The sequence below is a fragment of the Collinsella sp. CLA-ER-H9 genome (assembly GCF_040092295.1).
Lineage (GTDB): Bacteria > Actinomycetota > Coriobacteriia > Coriobacteriales > Coriobacteriaceae > Collinsella.
Genome location: NZ_JBBNLV010000001.1, coordinates 67,243 through 82,558 on the forward strand (window position 1 = coordinate 67,243; position 15,316 = coordinate 82,558).

Below are 15,316 nucleotides of genomic sequence, written 5' to 3' on the forward strand. Positions count from 1 at the left end.
GCAGCTCGCCTGCAGACAACCGCAGCAATTTGAGAGGATTAGTAGTTCATCTGGTGATAGTAACGACGCGTGGTGAGCGGGTGGTTACGGACGTGCTCGAGATGGCAGCTCAGACGCTCGGTGATGGTGTAGGTGACCATCGGGGAGACGATCTTGCGGAACTCGGGGTCGCTGAACGGCAGCTCGACCTCGGCGGTGTCAAACTTGTTCACGCGGACGTTGACGCCCTTCTCGTCGGCGAGCATGTGAGTGAAGTTGTCCACGCGGTCCATGAGCTTGCGGGTGTCGTCCTCGCCGTAGAGCATGATGAGGCTCGTGCCCTCCTCGCACAGCTCGATGGTGCCGTGGAAGAACTCGGCGGCGTGGATGGACTTGGTCTTGATCCACTGCATCTCCTCGAGGATGCACATGGCGTAGTCGTAGGCCTCGCCCCAGAGCATGCCGGAGCCGATCACCATGTGGTAGTCGGTGTCCTTGAAGTCCTCGGCCATGGCGGCGCAGCGCTCGTCCTGGGCGTCCTTGGCCTTGATGAGGTACGGGGCGATGTTGCCGAACTCCTCCATGAAGGTGTCGTACTTGGGAAAGGCGCCGGCGTTCTTGAGGAAGCGGGCGACCAGCGTGATCTGGTAGGTGTAGATGGCCTCGCACAGGACGTCGTCCTCGGCGAAGCTGAAGAACTTGTAGTCGGCGTACTCGGTGGCCGGGGTATTGTCGTTGGAGACGTACATCAGCGTGCGGGCGCCCTGCTCCTGGCAGAACTTGGCAGCCTCAATGATCTCGGGGGTGGTGCCGGTACGGGTGGAGAAGACGCAGACAGAATCCTTGTTGAAGGTCTTGGGCGGGCAGGCGAGGAACTCTGCGGCGATCTCGCAGTGGACATCGACGTCGGCCGTGGTGGTCTCGACCCAATACTTCATCGGGAGCGTGTGGGCCCAGGTGCCGCCGCAGCCGATGAAGAAGATGTTGGAATAACCCTGCTCGCAGACCTCGTCCACGGCAGCCTCAATCTGAGGACGGAGAGCGAGGGCATCGCTCACAACCTTCTCGTAACGAGGCTCATCGAAATTGAACATCCCTTACTCCTAACTCACTTGGATGAACCCTTCATTCATCCCATGACGTTATAATACTTTATATAACTAACTATGCAAGAACTATTTCAGATTTTTTTGATTTTTCTTTAATCAAAACCACCCCTAAAAGGGGTGGTTTGCTCTTAGGGTATAACCCTTGGATTTCCGGCACGCGTCTAAAGGCGCCGGCCCTCACGGGGTTCGGGCCGCACTGCAGGTTGACCCGTGACGGGCCGGTCAAACCGGCGCTATTTGCGCCCCGGCCCCCTATCGAAGGGGTCCTCGTACTCCTTGACACTCAGCCGGTCGAGCGCGATGTCGGCCTTCTCCTGCTCCCGGATGTACTTCGCGATCGTGGCCTCGTTCAGGCCGACGGTGGACACGTAGTAGCCCTCGGCCCAGAACTTCCTGTTGCCGAACTTGTACTTCATGTTCGCGTGCCTGTCGAATACCATCAGCGAGCTCTTCCCCTTCAGGTAGCCCATCACGCTGGACACGCTGTACTTCGGCGGTATCGCCAGCAGCATGTGGACGTGGTCGGGCATCAGGTGCCCCTCGATGATCTCTATCCCCTTGTACTGGCAGAGCTTCCTGAAGATCTCCCCAAGGTCGGACCTTATTTGGTTGTAGATGACTTTGCGCCTATACTTCGGCGTGAACACGACGTGGTACTTGCACATCCACTTCGTGTGCGACAGGCTGTAGGCCTTCTGGGCCATACGCCACCACCGCCCTCTCGACTCGGATTCCTTGCGGCCTGAACAATCGCAAGTGTCCGGCGAGGGGGCGGCTTTGTAAAGCCGGTTGTCCCCACCCGCATAGCGGGTGGTTTCTGATGCGGCGCGCTGCGCGCCCCGCACAGGCTAAAGCCTTTAATAAAAAGCCCGCCGATCAAATGATCGACGGGCATAGGCATAGAGCATTGGTTCAATAAATGCCGAGCATCAACGTGTTTCCGGCTAGAAAACGTCCTTGGCAAACACCTTAGCGTCATTGGGGACCTGACGGATTTCGATGGCCACGCCATCGCCCAGGAGCTCTTGGATATGCTCGGCATCTTTCTCGGTCGCAAAGATCGCAGGGGTCGGATGAAGCGTGGTCTCAGGGGTCTTTCGAGTTCCGCCCAGATTGATCTCTTTGATGTCTTTGCAACCCTTAGCGAGACGATAGACATCTTCAATCGTCTCAGTGATGATAAACAGCGAATACTTGTCGGTAACGCCGCTGTTGAGCGCCTCGATAGCAGCGTCAACATCCTTGATGACGAGTTTAACGCCGTTGGGGCGGGCGAGCCTCAAGGCCGCCTTCCTCATGTCGTCTTTTGCCACAGCATCGCTGGCAAGCAAGATGCAATCTACATCCAAAGCGTGAGTCCAGGACATGGCAACTTGGCCGTGAATCAGTCGGTAATCAACTCTCGTAAGCTTAATCATCGTTATCATCTCCGCACGTGATAAAGGGAATGACAGGTGTGGCCCCTAGCAAGGGCTCGAACCAGAACTAACTAGAACTCTTCTTCCTCGGCGCCGGCAAGCATGTCCGCCGCCTCGCAAAGCTGAATAAACGAACGCGATCCCTCGACCGCGGCTTTGGCCTTGTCCGCATCCAGGGAGTCCAGCTGTGTAACCATTTCCACCAGCAGCGGCAAGTTCATTCCAGCGATTAACGTAAACGATCCGTCGGTCTGCCTCTGAATGAATTCGTTGTTTACAGAGCCGCCAAAGATGTCAGTCACGACAAACCAAGAGTCGGCAGGGTCCCTCGTCTCCATCCATGCATCAATCAACGCCGCGACGTCCCTTGAATCGTCATCGACATAGGCGCACAGGCACTCGATTCGGTCGTTGGTGCCCATCAGAATCTCCAGAGAGCTTTTCATGCCTTGGGCGAGATAACCATGACTCGCTAGCAATATCTTATTCATAGTTCTCCAATACCAATAGGACGTACTATATTGTCATAACAAAGTATATTAGCAATCTACCCTACGTGGTGTGTCTATTTTCCAAATCCGCGAACGGTAACAATTGGTCGGTAAATCGACCAATCTATCTTTAATTTACAAATAGAACTTCAGTCGCTCGGTGCAGTACACCTGACGGGAGATGAAAAGCGGCTCGCCACTTGGAGCATAACGTCTATCGACAAACAGAAGCAGCGAAGAGTCCAGCTCCACGTTAAGGTATGCCGCCTCGAGCTCGCTCGCATAGCAGACCTCGAGCGTACGCGTGTTGGGACCCATCTTGATCCCCTGGCGATCGAGTACCGCCATCAGTGAATCATCGAGGGACTCATGCTCCAAAAAAGAAAGCGCAGCGGAATAGCTATTGGTTTCCAGCATCGTGGGCTTGCCATCCACAAGGCGCAGACGACGGCTACGCAATACCTTTTGGGTATCGTCTACGCCCAGGAACTTCGCGTCTCGCAGACTTGGGAAGTCCCAGCCCATTTCGAGAACCCTGGTAGACGCCTGTTTGCCCGCAAGCTGGCACGAATGGGTAAAGCTCTCACGGTCGTCCGCGGCATACATCTGCGTGTCCGACGAAACGAACGTGCCCTTGCCGCGGGCCCTCTCAACAAGCCCAGCATCTTCCATTTCTTTAATTGCGGAGCGAACCGTTATTCGGCTCACACCAAATTGCTCGATAAGCTCCGCCTCGGTCGGAAGCTTATCTCCCGGGCGGTACGTGCCGTTGGCGATTGAATCAGAAAGCGCACGAACAATCTGTTTGTACAGGGGGATAACGCTATTTGCCTCAACCATATCAACCATACCTTTACAAGGAATCAGCAGCCTATAGATAAATGACTTATATTGTATTAGAACTTTTTAGCACTCCACGCCATTTCCTATAATGTTTTAGCAAACGAGGGGTTATTTTGCGTAAGCGGTGTAGAGTCCATCCATTTCCGCATACAGCTTCAATCTGATGGCGGTATATGCATCCGATAAGCCGATTGATTTTTATCTTCTACCTGTCTCACATTCATCCCTCGTCGTAGAGATGCATGTGAGGTGAGAGATACGTACTTGACGCGCGAGCGTGGATATTTGGACGGTTTTTGGGCTTTTGGCGGCCGATTTCGTCCGAAAATCCACGCTCATCCGGCAGATTGGTCGAGGGCCCCATATGGGTATACTCTCGAGGATTCGACTCGATTCGCCCCCGCTGGGGCGTCAAAGGAGGCTGCATATGCCCACCACCTCAACTGACCCGCGTGCCGCTGCCGCCGCGCTGCTGGTGCCCGGAACCACCTGCCACGGCTTTGCCGTCGAGCGCTGTGAGACCGTGCCCGAGCTCGACTCGGACGCTTACGTACTGCGCCATACCACCTCGGGCGCGCGCCTGCTGTACCTAGCGTGCGACGACGAAAACAAGGCCTTTGCCATTGGCTTTAAGACGCCGCCGGCCGATTCCACCGGCGTGTTCCATATTCTTGAGCACTCGGTACTGTGCGGATCGGCCAAGTTCCCCGTCAAGGAGCCGTTTGTCGACCTGATCAAGAGCTCAATGCAGACGTTCCTCAACGCCATGACCTACCCCGACAAGACCATCTACCCGGTCGCCACCACCAACGAGCAAGACCTGTACAACCTGATGGACGTGTACCTGGACGCGGTGTTCAACCCGGCCATCTATACCAAGCCCACCATTTTTGAGCAGGAGGGCTGGCACTACGAGCTGGACCTGCCGGAGGGCGCTGGCGGCGACGGCAGCGCCGCCAGCCTGCGCGAGGGAACGCTGCGCTATAACGGCGTGGTGTTCAACGAGATGAAGGGCGCGCTGTCCGACCCCATGAGCGTGCTGGACGACGCCGTCAACGCCGCGCTCTATCCCGACACCGCCTATGCGCACGAGAGCGGCGGCGACCCACGCGCGATTCCCGCGCTCACCTACGAGCAGTTCCTGGATACGCACGCGCGCCATTACAACCCCTCCAACTCCTACATCACGCTCTACGGCGACCTGGACGTGGACCGCGCGCTGGCCTTTTTGGACGAGCGTTATCTGTCGCAGTCGAGCGCCGCGAGCCGCCGCATGGACGCAGCCGTTGCCGCTGGCGAGGACCCGTCCGCGCTTGCGCCCAATCCGCTGAGCGTACAGGCACCCGTGACCTGCGAGTACAAGCGCGTCGAGATGGCCACCACGCCCGAGAACGCCCTGGTGGGCCTGGGCCTAGTACTGGGCAGTGCACTCGACCGCAAGCGCACGATCGCGGCGGACATTCTGTTCGAGGCGCTGCTTGGCTCCAACGAGGCGCCTGTTAAGAAGGCCATTCTGGCCGCCGGCCTGGGCGGCAACGTGGTGAGCTACACCGCGGCCGAGAGCCTGCAGCCCTACGAGCTCATCATGCTGCAAAACGCGCAGCCCGGCGTGGCGCGCGAGCTGCGCCGCGTGTTCCAGGACGCCTGCCGCGACCTGTGCGAGCACGGCGTTCCGCGCGAGCGCCTGGAAGCCATCATCAGCAGCAACGAATACGACCTGCGCCAGCGCGACTACGGTATCGCCGACGGCGTGGCCATTGCGTGCGACGCGCTGAGCACCTGGCTCTACGATGACGACGCCGCGACGCTGGCGCTCAAGTACGGCCCGGTGTACGAAGAGCTGCGTGGCGAGCTGGACGGCAGCTACTTTGAGAACCTGCTGCGCGAGCTGGTGCTGGAAAACGACCACATGGCGCTGGTCGAGCTGGTGCCGGTGGACGCCGCCGAGGGTTCGGAGGGCGCCGAAGCTGCCGAACTGGCAGCCAAGCGCGATGCCATGACCGATGCCGAGCTTGCCGACGTGGTCGAGCGCACGGCCGCGCTGCGTGCCGCGCAGGAGGCCGAGGACACACCCGAGGACAAGGCCACGCTGCCGCGCCTGCGCGTGTCCGACATTGGCGAGGCGCGCCCCGAGCCGCCGCTAGTCGTGGACACGACCGCGCCCATCCCCTGTCTGCGCCACGGCATCCCCACCAACCGTCTGGCCTACGCCATGCAGTATTTCGACCTGAGCTGCGTCGCGTTTGAGGACCTGCCCTATGTGACGCTGCTCTGCCGCTTGCTCAAGCAACTGCCCACGCGTAAGCATTCGGCCGAGGAACTCGACAACCTGCTCGCCGGCAAGCTGGGCTTTTTGAGCTTTACGACCGAGGTCATGACGCAGCCCAACGTGGACGGCGTGCGCCCCTACCTGCTGGTGAGCGCCGGCGCCCTGTCCGAAAAGATCGACGCGCTGGCGAGCCTGCCGCGCGAGGTGTGGTCGAGCACGCTGTTGCTCGATGCCGACGCCGACCGCGTGCGCGACGTGCTCACGCAGATTCGCATTGGGCTTGAGCAGGGCTTTATCAACAACGGCCACTCGGCGGCGCTGGGTCGCGCGATGAGTTACAGCTCGCCTTCGGCCGTGGTGCGCGAGCAACTTTCGGGCGTGGACTTCTACCTGTTCCTGCGCGATCTGCTCGAGCACTTTGACGAGCGCCTGGACGACCTGCGCGCCAAGCTTGCCGAGCTGGCGGGCCGCATCTTTGTGGCCGATGGCTGCCTGGCGAGCTTTACCGGCAGCGACGAGGACTTTGACGCGTACTGGGATGCCGCGGGTAACCTGGGGCTGGACGCTGGCGACGACGTCGATGCCGGCCGCGACGCGCTCGTGGTGCCGACGCCGCGCGACCGTCACGAGGCCTTTGTCATTCCCAGCGACATTTGCTTTGCGGCAAGCGCGTGCGACCCGCGTCGTCTGGGCATTGACGTGACGGGAGCCTGGGCCGTGGCTGCCAACGCGCTCTCCTACGACTACCTGTGGAACGAGATCCGCGTGAAGGGCGGTGCGTACGGCTGCGGATTCCGCGCAGCCGGCGAGCGCCAGACGGCGTTCTATACCTACCGCGACCCGGCAATCGACCCCTCGATTGAGCGTGTGGAACGCGCAGGCGAATGGCTCGGCAGCTTTGAGCCCGACGAGGCCGCCTTCGAGGGCTTTATCGTGAGCTGCGTAAGTGGCATGGACGCGCCGGTGAAGCCGTACGCGCTCACCAAGCGCCGCAACACGACCTACCTGGCCGGGCTCGATCCGCACGCGCGCGAGGAGCGTCGCGCCCAGATGCTCGCCGCCACGCCCGGTGAGCTGCGCTCGCTCGGCGCCGATGTGACGCGCATCGCAGCCGAGTCGCCCACCTGCGTCTTTGGCGGCCGCGACGTCATCGCAAAGAGCAACGCCGGCTTTAACGTCATCGACCTGCTGGGCTAGCCACAGCAAGCAAAACCACCACAAAGGGGACAGGCACCTTTGTAGTGGTTCGAACACTTGTTCTATACGTACACATGTTCTATAGTATGGGTGATTGCATCGGATTTAAATTGCAACTAGAATATAGTTGCAGAATGTGAGGCGGGATGACTCGAGCCGATAAACTCATCGCCCAACTGTTTAGCTGCCCTTCGACGTATCGGTATGCCGATTTTTTAAAAGTCATGGCCTCATATGGCTTTGAAATGGACAGCAAAGGCAAGACATCCGGATCGCGCGCTCGCTTCTACAGGCCCTCAGATGGCAGGATGTTCGTGATGCACGCGCCTCATCCATCTGACGAATTGACAGCGGGGACAATTCGAAACATCGTTCGATTTCTGCAGGATGTCGGAGGCAGTCATGAGTAACGTTTTGGCATACAAGGGCTATTTCGCCCCAGTCGAGTTCGATGCCGAGCAGCATGTACTAACAGGTATGGTCGCCGGCATTAGGGACGCAATCGTATTTGAAGGCTCCACGGCTGAAGAAGTGGAGCAATGCTTCCACGACGCCGTCGACGATTACCTTGAGTTTTGTGCCGAAAAGGGCAAGGAACCAGAGCGGGCTTTTAAGGGCTCGTTCAATGTGAGAACAGGCTCCGAGCTTCACAAGCAGGCAGCACTGGCGGCGGCAAAGAAGGGCGAGTCACTCAATAAGTTTGTGACCGAAGCAATCGCCGCGGCGTTATAGCGTTAACGCATGGACCAAAACCACCACAAAGGGGACAGGCACCTTTGTGGTGGTTTCGACATTTGCCCAGATAAAACCTGCCAAAATAAACCTGTCCCTTTTTGGTAGGTTTGGGAGAGGAAGCCGGGATGGACAAGACTGAGTTGCGGCGGGCGGTGATTGCTCGGCGCGATGCTCTTGATTTGGACTTGCGGGCGGCGAAGTCTGCTGATATCTGTGCGCGGCTGGTTGAGCTGCTGGGCCGCTTGGATGCCGCGGCGCCGCACACCGTTGCCGTCTATGCCGCGATGGGTTCCGAAGTCGACTCAGCCGCGTTTGCCGCAGCTGCCGCCAAACGTGGCTGGCGCGTGGCCTATCCGTGCATGCTCTCGGCAACAGACGCCGCAGCTTGTGGCCAGCGCATGTGTATGCGGGTAGTTGCTGCCGGCGACGCGGACGCGGCTCCGTTTATCGCCCACCCCACGCGGGCCTTTGCGGCCACGGACATCGACAGCAGCCGCTTCCCTATCGTGCCCGCCGAAGCTCTCGACATGATCGTCGTGCCGCTCGTAGCATTCGACCGCGCCGGCGCGCGCCTGGGCTACGGCGGCGGCTGCTATGACCGCTACCTGCCCATGCTCTCGCCCGCATGCCAAATCATCGGCATCGCCTTTGACGAGCAGCGTGTCGACCACGTTCCCACCGACGCCCACGACCTGCCGCTACCCCACATCATCAGCGCCTAACGGCTGGCGCACCTCCCGACGGCCTAGTGCTCCTCGCCGGCGCGGGCCAGGTCGTAGGGCGTGGTCTGGTAGACGTAGTAGTTGAGCCAGTTGGTGTAGAGCAGCTGAGCCTGGCTGCGCCAGACGTTACGCGGCTCGGCGGCGGGATCGTCGCCCGGGAAGTAATGCGCCGGCACCTGGGGGTTGAGCCCGCGCTTCACGTCGCGCTCGTACTCCAGACGCAGCGTGTCGGTGTCGTACTCGGGATGGCCAAAGACAAAGAAGCGGCGGCTGTCGGTCGACTTGACGATGTACAGGCCCACCTCGTCGGACACGGCCACGACCTCGAGCTGCGGCTCGGCCTCCACATCCTCGCGGCGCACGTCGGTGTTGCGCGAATGCACGGCATAGAAGCGGTCGTCGAAGCCGCGGACCAGCGGGCTTTGCGGCTTCACCAGATAATGCTCGAACACGCCGCTCGCCTTTGCCGGCAGGTCGTACTTCTGAATACCGTAATGATGGTAGAGCCCCGCCTGCGCGCCCCAGCAAATGTGCAGCGTGGAGTGCACGTGCGTGGTAGACCAGTCCATAATCTGGCAGAGTTCGGGCCAGTAGTCGACCTCCTCGAACGGCATCTGCTCCACGGGCGCGCCCGTGATGATCAGGCCGTCGTAGTGGATGTCGCGGATGTCGTCGAACGTACGGTAGAACGTCTCCAGGTGGCCGGCACTCACGTGCGTGGCCTCGTGCGTCTTGGTGCGTAGCAGGTCCACCTCCACCTGCAGCGGCGTGTTGGAGAGCTTGCGCATGATCTGCGTCTCGGTGGCGATTTTGGTGGGCATGAGGTTGAGGATGAGCACGCGCAGCGGACGGATGTCCTGGTGCAGCGCGCGGTACTCGGTCATGACAAAGATGTTCTCGCTCTCGAGCTGCGCGGCGGCAGGGAGGGCGTCGGGAATGCGAATGGGCATGGAAGCTCCTAACGAGTCAGTTGCAGCTATGGTACAACGAGCGACCCCATCCGCGCGAGCACATCGCCCAGCGATGCCGTCAGCGGCCCGAATCACTCCAAAAGTAGAGATTACGGCATGCCCCAAGAATCTACGGCGCTTTAGCCTAGCAAAGTGGGCGCAGGACGCTACAATGGTTCGACGCGAAAAACTCGGCCGAAAGGATACATATATGTACCAGACGCGTAAGATCGGTGTGGTCGGCCAGGGCCACGTAGGAGCACATGTCGCCAACAGCCTGCTTATGCAGGGCATTGCCGACGAGCTGTACCTGTGCGATATCAACGAGGCCAAGGTGACGTCTGAGGTCCAGGACCTGCGCGACTCCCTTTCGTTTGTCCCGTACAACACCAAGATCGTCAACTGCTACGACCACTACGAGGAGCTGGCCTGCTGCGACGTCATCGTCAACGCCGCCGGCAAGGTCGCGCTGGCCGCCGGTAGCCGCGACGGCGAGCTGTTCTTTACCACCGACGCCGCCCGCACCTTTGCCAAGCGCATCGTCGACGCCGGCTTCGACGGCATCTTCGTGAGTATCTCCAACCCCTGCGACGTCGTGTGCACCGAGCTGTGGCATCTGACCGGCTACGACCCCAAGAAGATCATCGGCTCGGGCTGCGGCCTGGACTCCGCCCGTCTGCGCACCGAGATCTCCAAGAAGGTCGGTGTGAGCCCCAAGTCCATTGACGCCTACATGATCGGCGAGCACGGCTTTAGCCAGCTTGCCGCCTTTAAGGCCGCAACCATCGCCGGCAAAAACCTCAACGAGCTTCAGGCCGAGAACCCCGACAAGTACGCCTTTGACCACGTGGAGGTCGAGGAGCTCGCGCGTAAGGGCGGCTATGTGACCTACCAGGGCAAGCAGTGCACCGAATACGCCGTCGCCAACTCCGCCGCGCGCGTCTGCGCCGCCGTGCTGCACAACGAGCACGCCGTGCTTTCCGCTTCCACGCTCATGACCGGCCAGTATGGCGAGGAGGGCATCTTTACCTCCCTGCCGTGCGTGATCGGTGCCGAGGGCGTCGAGGAGGTCTACACGCTCGACCTGTCCGAGTACGAGCTCGAGGGCTTCCACAAGAGCTGCCAGCACATCCGCGACAACATCGCCCAGCTCGACTGGTGGGACACCGAGGCCTACGACGCAAAGTAGGCCGATGGCTGCCGCAACCTTGCGAATCTAAGCGCGATACTAAGCGGGCCGCGCCGGAAATCCCCGGCGCGGCCCGCTTTTTTGACTCACGCAGTGCCCTTGCGAATCGAAGGTGAATACTTTTCCGCGAAGTGAACGAGCAAAAACGAGCCCCCGAAGCATCGACACTTTTCAGACGCCGTTTCCTGCGGTTTCGCCGAGTTTTTCCTGCAGTTTTGGCGTCAAAAAGTGTGGATGCTTCGGGGGTCCAAAATAGGTCGTTCACTTCGCGGAAAAGTATTCACCTTCGTTTTCGCGCAGACACGAATCCGGCCGCCACAACGCAAAACGGGGCCCGCGCGCAGCGCAGACCCCGTCAAAAAAGATAATTCCCGTTACCTAGTACTGCTCGATGCCCATGTAGCGACGAACCTCGGGGCTGTGGTCGAACACCTTGCCGCGGGCGGCGCGCAGCTCGCAGCTCATGTTGTAGAAGAAGATCGGCTCCAGGTACGAACGCACGCTGGCAGGCACGTCGCCCACGCCGTACTCGAGTGCGTCGAGCACCATGACCGTATCGGCGTGCGTGTTGAGGAACGCCAGCGCGCGCTCCTCCATGGGGCGGCACTCGCCCGATCCGAGCTGCACAAAGTAGAACACGCCGGGCTCGGTGGCTTCGAACGGGCCGTGGAAGTACTCGCCGGAGTGGATGTAGCAGCAGTGCTGCCACTGCATCTCCATGAGCGAGCAGATGGCCATGGCGTAGGTCTGGCTAAAGTTGGGGCCGGATCCCAGGATGTAGAAGAACTCGTGCTGCTGGCAGAGCTCGGCAAAGCGATCGCCCAGCTCGGCATTGACCTTCTCGCGGGCAGCGGGCAACAGCGCATCCATCTGCTTAAGGCCGGCGTACATATCGGCGAGCGCCTCGTAACCCTCCTGCTGGTCGAGCAGCTCGGCAGCCATCAGGATGCCGATACCCTGCGGTACCTCGGCCTGTGGCACGCCTTCGCCCCACGGATAGACCCAGGTGGTCCACTTGCCGTTGTCGATCTTTGAGCCCTCGCAGTCGGTGAGGGCAACGACCTTGGCTCCGGCAGCCAGCGCCATCTCGCAACCGTCGACAACCTCCTGCGTGTTACCGCTGTGGCTGCAGGCGACGACGAGCGACTTCGGCCCTAGGCTCTTGGGGGCCATCAGGCAAAACTCGCGCGCCGTGTAGACCGTCGAGGTAAACGTGGTGGCCTCGCGCTTGAGCAGTTCGTTAGCCGGCATGAGGTCGATCATCGAACCGCCGCAGGCGATCCAAAAGACATTCTCGACCTTGCCCTTGCGCTCGATAATTTCCTGAATCAGATCATGTGCGTTCATGCTGATGCTCCTCCTTGTGTGGTGGCTTTTGGCGACGGATGCTCGTAGCTGTGGTCGTTCTATGTTGTCCTATTTATAGCACGCACAACGACGCCCGTGAAGCCATTTCACTAAACTTGTTCTATGTTGTTCTATTCGTGAACGTTAGATGTCAAACACGTAGCGCGAGCCCACGATCTTTTGGCGCCCGAGCAGCAAGGGCCGCTCGTCCGCATCGGTAAAGTACGCCTCCATATAAAAGAGCGGCTCGCCGACCGGCACCTCCAGCAGCGGGGCCGCCTGAGCATCGGCAAGCGCAATCTCCACGGTGCAGGGATCGGACTTGAGCGGCGCGCGACCCGAATGCTCGGCAACGAGCGCAAAGATCGAGTTATCGGTGAGGTCCTCGGCGGCCAGCGTCTGCAGGTAGGGATGGTCGGCGAGCACAAAGGCGTTGTTCTCGAGCATGACGGGGATGCCGTCGGCCGTGCGCACGCGCTCGACCACGATAAGCTCACTGCCGGGTTCCACCCCAAAAAACGCCGCGTCCTCGCGCGTCGCCGCAACCACCGTGCGCGACACCAGACGTGCTCCGGCCACCATGTCGTTGGCAGCGCAACCCTCGGAAAAGCTCTGAACATCACCCTTCTGGACAATCTTGCGCTTGAGTTTGGGCGCACACACAAACGTGCCCCTCCCCTGCTGGCGGTTGAGATACCCCGCCCGCGACAGCTCCTCGATGGCGCGGCGCACGGTGATGCGTCCCACGCCGTAGTACTTCGCGAGCTCCATCTCGGAAGGAATGCGCGAGCCGGATGCGTACACGCCACGCGCGATCTCGCCTTTTAGGTCGTCCATTACCTGCTGGTACAGCGGCACGGCGGACACCTCAGTGCGCTCGGTTTTATCGTCGGATGCCATCGTTATGCTCCATTCCGTGCATGCTCGGACTCAAACTCTTCAATCGCCGCCATAAACTGCTCGCCAAAGGCGTCGGCCTTTTTCTCGCCGATGCCGTTGACCTGGATAAGCTCGTCGCGCGTCTGCGGGCGCAGGCGGCACAGACCGCGCAGAGCCTTGTCGGAGAAGACCATGTACGGTGCCATCTCCAGCTCGGTCGAAATCTCCTTGCGCAGGGCACGCAGGCGCTCGAACAGCTCGGCATCGTCACCCACGCGCGGGCGCTGATCCAGCTCGGCCTCCTCACGCAGCAGATCCACCGCACGGTGGGCGCGAGCCGAGGTCTTGCGCTTGGACGCGCGACGCTTAACGGTAAAGGCGAACGCTTCGTCCTCGACCTCGCCGGCGCGCGGGCCCAGCCCCACGACCGGGTACTGCCCCTGCGAGGTGGCCAGGTAACCGCGGCCGCACAGCTGGCCGATGATGTCCTTGATGCGCCCGACCGATTCGCTCGACAGCTCACCGTAGCCGCGGTCCTCGTCCAGATGCATCTGGCGAATGCGCTCGGTGTTGCCGCCGTGGAGCACGTCGGCGATCAGCGACTTGCCAAAGCGCATGGGTCGCGCGGCCACGTAGCGCACAGCGGCGCGGGCCATATCGGTGACGTCCTCGACCTCGAACTGCGTGAGGCAGTTGCTGCAGTTGCCGCAGCCGTCGGCCTCGTCCATGGCGGTGCCGCCCGCACCAGCCGCGGCAGTATGCTCGGCCGCGGCCTCGTCGCCAAAGTAGCGCAGCATGTATTCGCGCAGGCAACCGGTGGTATTGCAGTAGCCCTCCATCTGGCTGAGCAGACGATATCGATTCTGGAGCGCCCACGCGCGCTGCTCGTCGTCAAGCGCCTCATCGGCAGCATCGCCGCGGTCGATCAGAAAGCGGCGCATGCGAAAATCGTTGCCGTTCCACAGCAAGTGGCAGCTTGCCGGGTCGCCATCACGGCCGGCGCGGCCCGCCTCTTGGTAGTATGCCTCGATGCTCTCGGGCACGTTGTTGTGGATCACGTAGCGCACGTTGGGCTTGTCGATGCCCATGCCAAAGGCGTTGGTGGCAACCATCACCTGAATGTCGTCGTCGATAAAGGCACGCTGGCTCTGGCGGCGGGCGTCGTTGCCCATGCCGGCATGGTAGCGACCCACGCGAATGCCGCTGGGGCCCAGTGCCTCGGCAAGCTCGCCTGCCAGCGCGTCGACCGTCTTGCGGGTCGAGCAATACACGATGCCGCTCTCGCCCGAATGCGCAATCACATAGTCGCGCACCCAGGCGGTCTTGGCCTTGTCGCCCATCTCCTCGCAACCAAAGTAGAGGTTCTTGCGATCGAAGCCCGTCACCACCGTCGCGGGGTTTTGCAGGCCGAGCATTTGCTGAATGTCCGCGCGCACACGCTCGGTCGCCGTAGCGGTAAAGGCTGCCACGATAGGGCGCTGCGGCAGGGAATCGATGAACTCGCGAATCTGCAGGTAGGCGGGGCGGAAATCCTGGCCCCATTGGCTCACGCAGTGGGCCTCGTCAATGGCCACGAGCGGCACGCCGATGCCGCCTTCGGCCGCAGCTTCCTGCGCAAAGGCCAAAAAACGCGGCTCAAGCAAGCGCTCGGGCGCCACGTACATAAGCTGATAGCGGCCCTCGCGCGCCCGCTTGAGCACGGTGTTTTGCTGGGCCGGGGTAAGGCTGGAGTTGAGATAGCTGGGTCGCGCACCCGCCGCGAGCAACGCACGGGTCTGGTCCTCCATAAGCGACAGCAGCGGACTCACCACAAAGGTGATGCCGGGCAGCATGAGCGCGGGCACCTGGTAGCAAATGGACTTGCCGGCGCCCGTGGGCATAACACCCAACGCATCGCGACCGGCAAGGATCGCATCGACCATGCGGTCCTGTCCCGGGCGAAACGAGGTGTAGCCAAAATAGGCGCCGAGCGTGTCGAGCGCCATCTGCTGCATGCTATCGGTCATGGTTTCCTAACGTCCAAGTCATCTGCCGCCGATTATACGCCGCCACGCGGACCGGTGCCGCGCGGCTGCCGGCCACGGGCGATGCAATCCAAGGCGAACGAGCGTGGGATTTTTGGACACTTTCCGGATGAGCGTGGATAATCTCCCACTTTGAGCCCCTCACCAAACCAAAAACGGGAGAT

13 protein-coding genes are annotated in these 15,316 nt (G+C 60.8%); 4 read left to right on the forward strand and 9 right to left on the reverse strand.

The window, feature by feature from the left end:
* Positions 1 to 38 precede the first annotated feature (38 nt).
* The 5 genes from AAAX73_RS00315 to AAAX73_RS00335 form a co-directional block, all read right to left on the reverse strand.
* Positions 39 to 1,073 (reverse strand): SIS domain-containing protein, encoded by a 1,035-nt coding sequence (locus AAAX73_RS00315; protein ID WP_117640663.1) that lies wholly within the window; start codon positions 1,071 to 1,073, stop codon positions 39 to 41.
* A gap of 248 nt (positions 1,074 to 1,321) precedes the next feature.
* The gene (gene tnpA, locus AAAX73_RS00320) at positions 1,322 to 1,792 is read right to left on the reverse strand and encodes an IS200/IS605 family transposase (protein WP_117734320.1); all 471 of its coding nucleotides are present in this window, start codon (positions 1,790 to 1,792) and stop codon (positions 1,322 to 1,324) included.
* A gap of 240 nt (positions 1,793 to 2,032) precedes the next feature.
* A complete protein-coding gene (locus AAAX73_RS00325; RefSeq protein WP_117634363.1) occupies positions 2,033 to 2,506 on the reverse strand; it encodes a PTS sugar transporter subunit IIB in 474 nt (157 codons plus the stop codon).
* A gap of 71 nt (positions 2,507 to 2,577) precedes the next feature.
* Positions 2,578 to 2,997 (reverse strand): PTS mannose transporter subunit IIA, encoded by a 420-nt coding sequence (locus tag AAAX73_RS00330; protein ID WP_117629024.1) that lies wholly within the window; start codon positions 2,995 to 2,997, stop codon positions 2,578 to 2,580.
* A 135-nt stretch (positions 2,998 to 3,132) separates the two neighbouring features.
* Positions 3,133 to 3,837 carry a GntR family transcriptional regulator gene (locus tag AAAX73_RS00335; RefSeq protein WP_117563729.1) on the reverse strand — a complete coding sequence of 235 codons (705 nt, stop codon included), beginning with the start codon at positions 3,835 to 3,837 and terminating at the stop codon, positions 3,133 to 3,135.
* Positions 3,838 to 4,267: 430 nt separating this feature from the next.
* Between AAAX73_RS00335 and AAAX73_RS00340 the strand changes: the two genes are divergently transcribed.
* The 3 genes from AAAX73_RS00340 (at position 4,268) to AAAX73_RS00350 (ending at position 8,763) form a co-directional block, all read left to right on the forward strand.
* A complete protein-coding gene (locus tag AAAX73_RS00340) occupies positions 4,268 to 7,306 on the forward strand; it encodes an insulinase family protein (protein ID WP_349124705.1) in 3,039 nt (1,012 codons plus the stop codon).
* Positions 7,307 to 7,708: 402 nt separating this feature from the next.
* Positions 7,709 to 8,038 carry a type II toxin-antitoxin system HicB family antitoxin gene (locus AAAX73_RS00345; RefSeq protein WP_022094981.1) on the forward strand — a complete coding sequence of 110 codons (330 nt, stop codon included), beginning with the start codon at positions 7,709 to 7,711 and terminating at the stop codon, positions 8,036 to 8,038.
* 128 nt (positions 8,039 to 8,166) lie between these two features.
* Positions 8,167 to 8,763 carry a 5-formyltetrahydrofolate cyclo-ligase gene (locus AAAX73_RS00350; protein ID WP_349124706.1) on the forward strand — a complete coding sequence of 199 codons (597 nt, stop codon included), beginning with the start codon at positions 8,167 to 8,169 and terminating at the stop codon, positions 8,761 to 8,763.
* Positions 8,764 to 8,786: 23 nt separating this feature from the next.
* Here AAAX73_RS00350 and metA read toward each other — a convergent pair whose 3' ends face one another.
* Positions 8,787 to 9,713, reverse strand: a complete 927-nt coding sequence (gene metA / locus AAAX73_RS00355) for a homoserine O-succinyltransferase (RefSeq protein ID WP_117655848.1) — start codon at positions 9,711 to 9,713, stop codon at positions 8,787 to 8,789.
* A gap of 211 nt (positions 9,714 to 9,924) precedes the next feature.
* Between metA and AAAX73_RS00360 the strand changes: the two genes are divergently transcribed.
* On the forward strand, positions 9,925 to 10,902 hold the full coding sequence (locus AAAX73_RS00360; RefSeq protein ID WP_349124707.1) for an L-lactate dehydrogenase: 978 nt from the start codon (positions 9,925 to 9,927) through the stop codon (positions 10,900 to 10,902).
* 378 nt (positions 10,903 to 11,280) lie between these two features.
* Here the strand turns inward: AAAX73_RS00360 and AAAX73_RS00365 are convergent, their stop codons facing one another.
* The 3 genes from AAAX73_RS00365 to AAAX73_RS00375 all read right to left on the reverse strand — a co-directional run bounded on the left by AAAX73_RS00365 (position 11,281) and on the right by AAAX73_RS00375 (position 15,134).
* On the reverse strand, positions 11,281 to 12,249 hold the full coding sequence (locus AAAX73_RS00365) for an SIS domain-containing protein (protein ID WP_349124708.1): 969 nt from the start codon (positions 12,247 to 12,249) through the stop codon (positions 11,281 to 11,283).
* A gap of 144 nt (positions 12,250 to 12,393) precedes the next feature.
* Positions 12,394 to 13,149, reverse strand: a complete 756-nt coding sequence (locus AAAX73_RS00370; protein ID WP_349124709.1) for a GntR family transcriptional regulator — start codon at positions 13,147 to 13,149, stop codon at positions 12,394 to 12,396.
* A gap of 2 nt (positions 13,150 to 13,151) precedes the next feature.
* On the reverse strand, positions 13,152 to 15,134 hold the full coding sequence (locus AAAX73_RS00375) for an ATP-dependent DNA helicase RecQ (protein ID WP_349124710.1): 1,983 nt from the start codon (positions 15,132 to 15,134) through the stop codon (positions 13,152 to 13,154).
* Positions 15,135 to 15,316 lie beyond the last annotated feature (182 nt).

Bases quoted from the DNA above. Each gene is read 5' to 3' on its own strand.
- AAAX73_RS00315 (WP_117640663.1), bottom strand. From the start codon at position 1,073: ATGTTCAATTTCGATGAGCCTCGTTACGAGAAGGTTGTGAGCGATGCC.
- tnpA (WP_117734320.1), bottom strand. From the start codon at position 1,792: ATGGCCCAGAAGGCCTACAGCCTGTCGCACACGAAGTGGATGTGCAAG.
- AAAX73_RS00325 (WP_117634363.1), bottom strand. From the start codon at position 2,506: ATGATTAAGCTTACGAGAGTTGATTACCGACTGATTCACGGCCAAGTT.
- AAAX73_RS00330 (WP_117629024.1), bottom strand. From the start codon at position 2,997: ATGAATAAGATATTGCTAGCGAGTCATGGTTATCTCGCCCAAGGCATG.
- AAAX73_RS00335 (WP_117563729.1), bottom strand. From the start codon at position 3,837: ATGGTTGAGGCAAATAGCGTTATCCCCCTGTACAAACAGATTGTTCGT.
- AAAX73_RS00340 (WP_349124705.1), top strand. From the start codon at position 4,268: ATGCCCACCACCTCAACTGACCCGCGTGCCGCTGCCGCCGCGCTGCTG.
- AAAX73_RS00345 (WP_022094981.1), top strand. From the start codon at position 7,709: ATGAGTAACGTTTTGGCATACAAGGGCTATTTCGCCCCAGTCGAGTTC.
- AAAX73_RS00350 (WP_349124706.1), top strand. From the start codon at position 8,167: ATGGACAAGACTGAGTTGCGGCGGGCGGTGATTGCTCGGCGCGATGCT.
- metA (WP_117655848.1), bottom strand. From the start codon at position 9,713: ATGCCCATTCGCATTCCCGACGCCCTCCCTGCCGCCGCGCAGCTCGAG.
- AAAX73_RS00360 (WP_349124707.1), top strand. From the start codon at position 9,925: ATGTACCAGACGCGTAAGATCGGTGTGGTCGGCCAGGGCCACGTAGGA.
- AAAX73_RS00365 (WP_349124708.1), bottom strand. From the start codon at position 12,249: ATGAACGCACATGATCTGATTCAGGAAATTATCGAGCGCAAGGGCAAG.
- AAAX73_RS00370 (WP_349124709.1), bottom strand. From the start codon at position 13,149: ATGGCATCCGACGATAAAACCGAGCGCACTGAGGTGTCCGCCGTGCCG.
- AAAX73_RS00375 (WP_349124710.1), bottom strand. From the start codon at position 15,134: ATGACCGATAGCATGCAGCAGATGGCGCTCGACACGCTCGGCGCCTAT.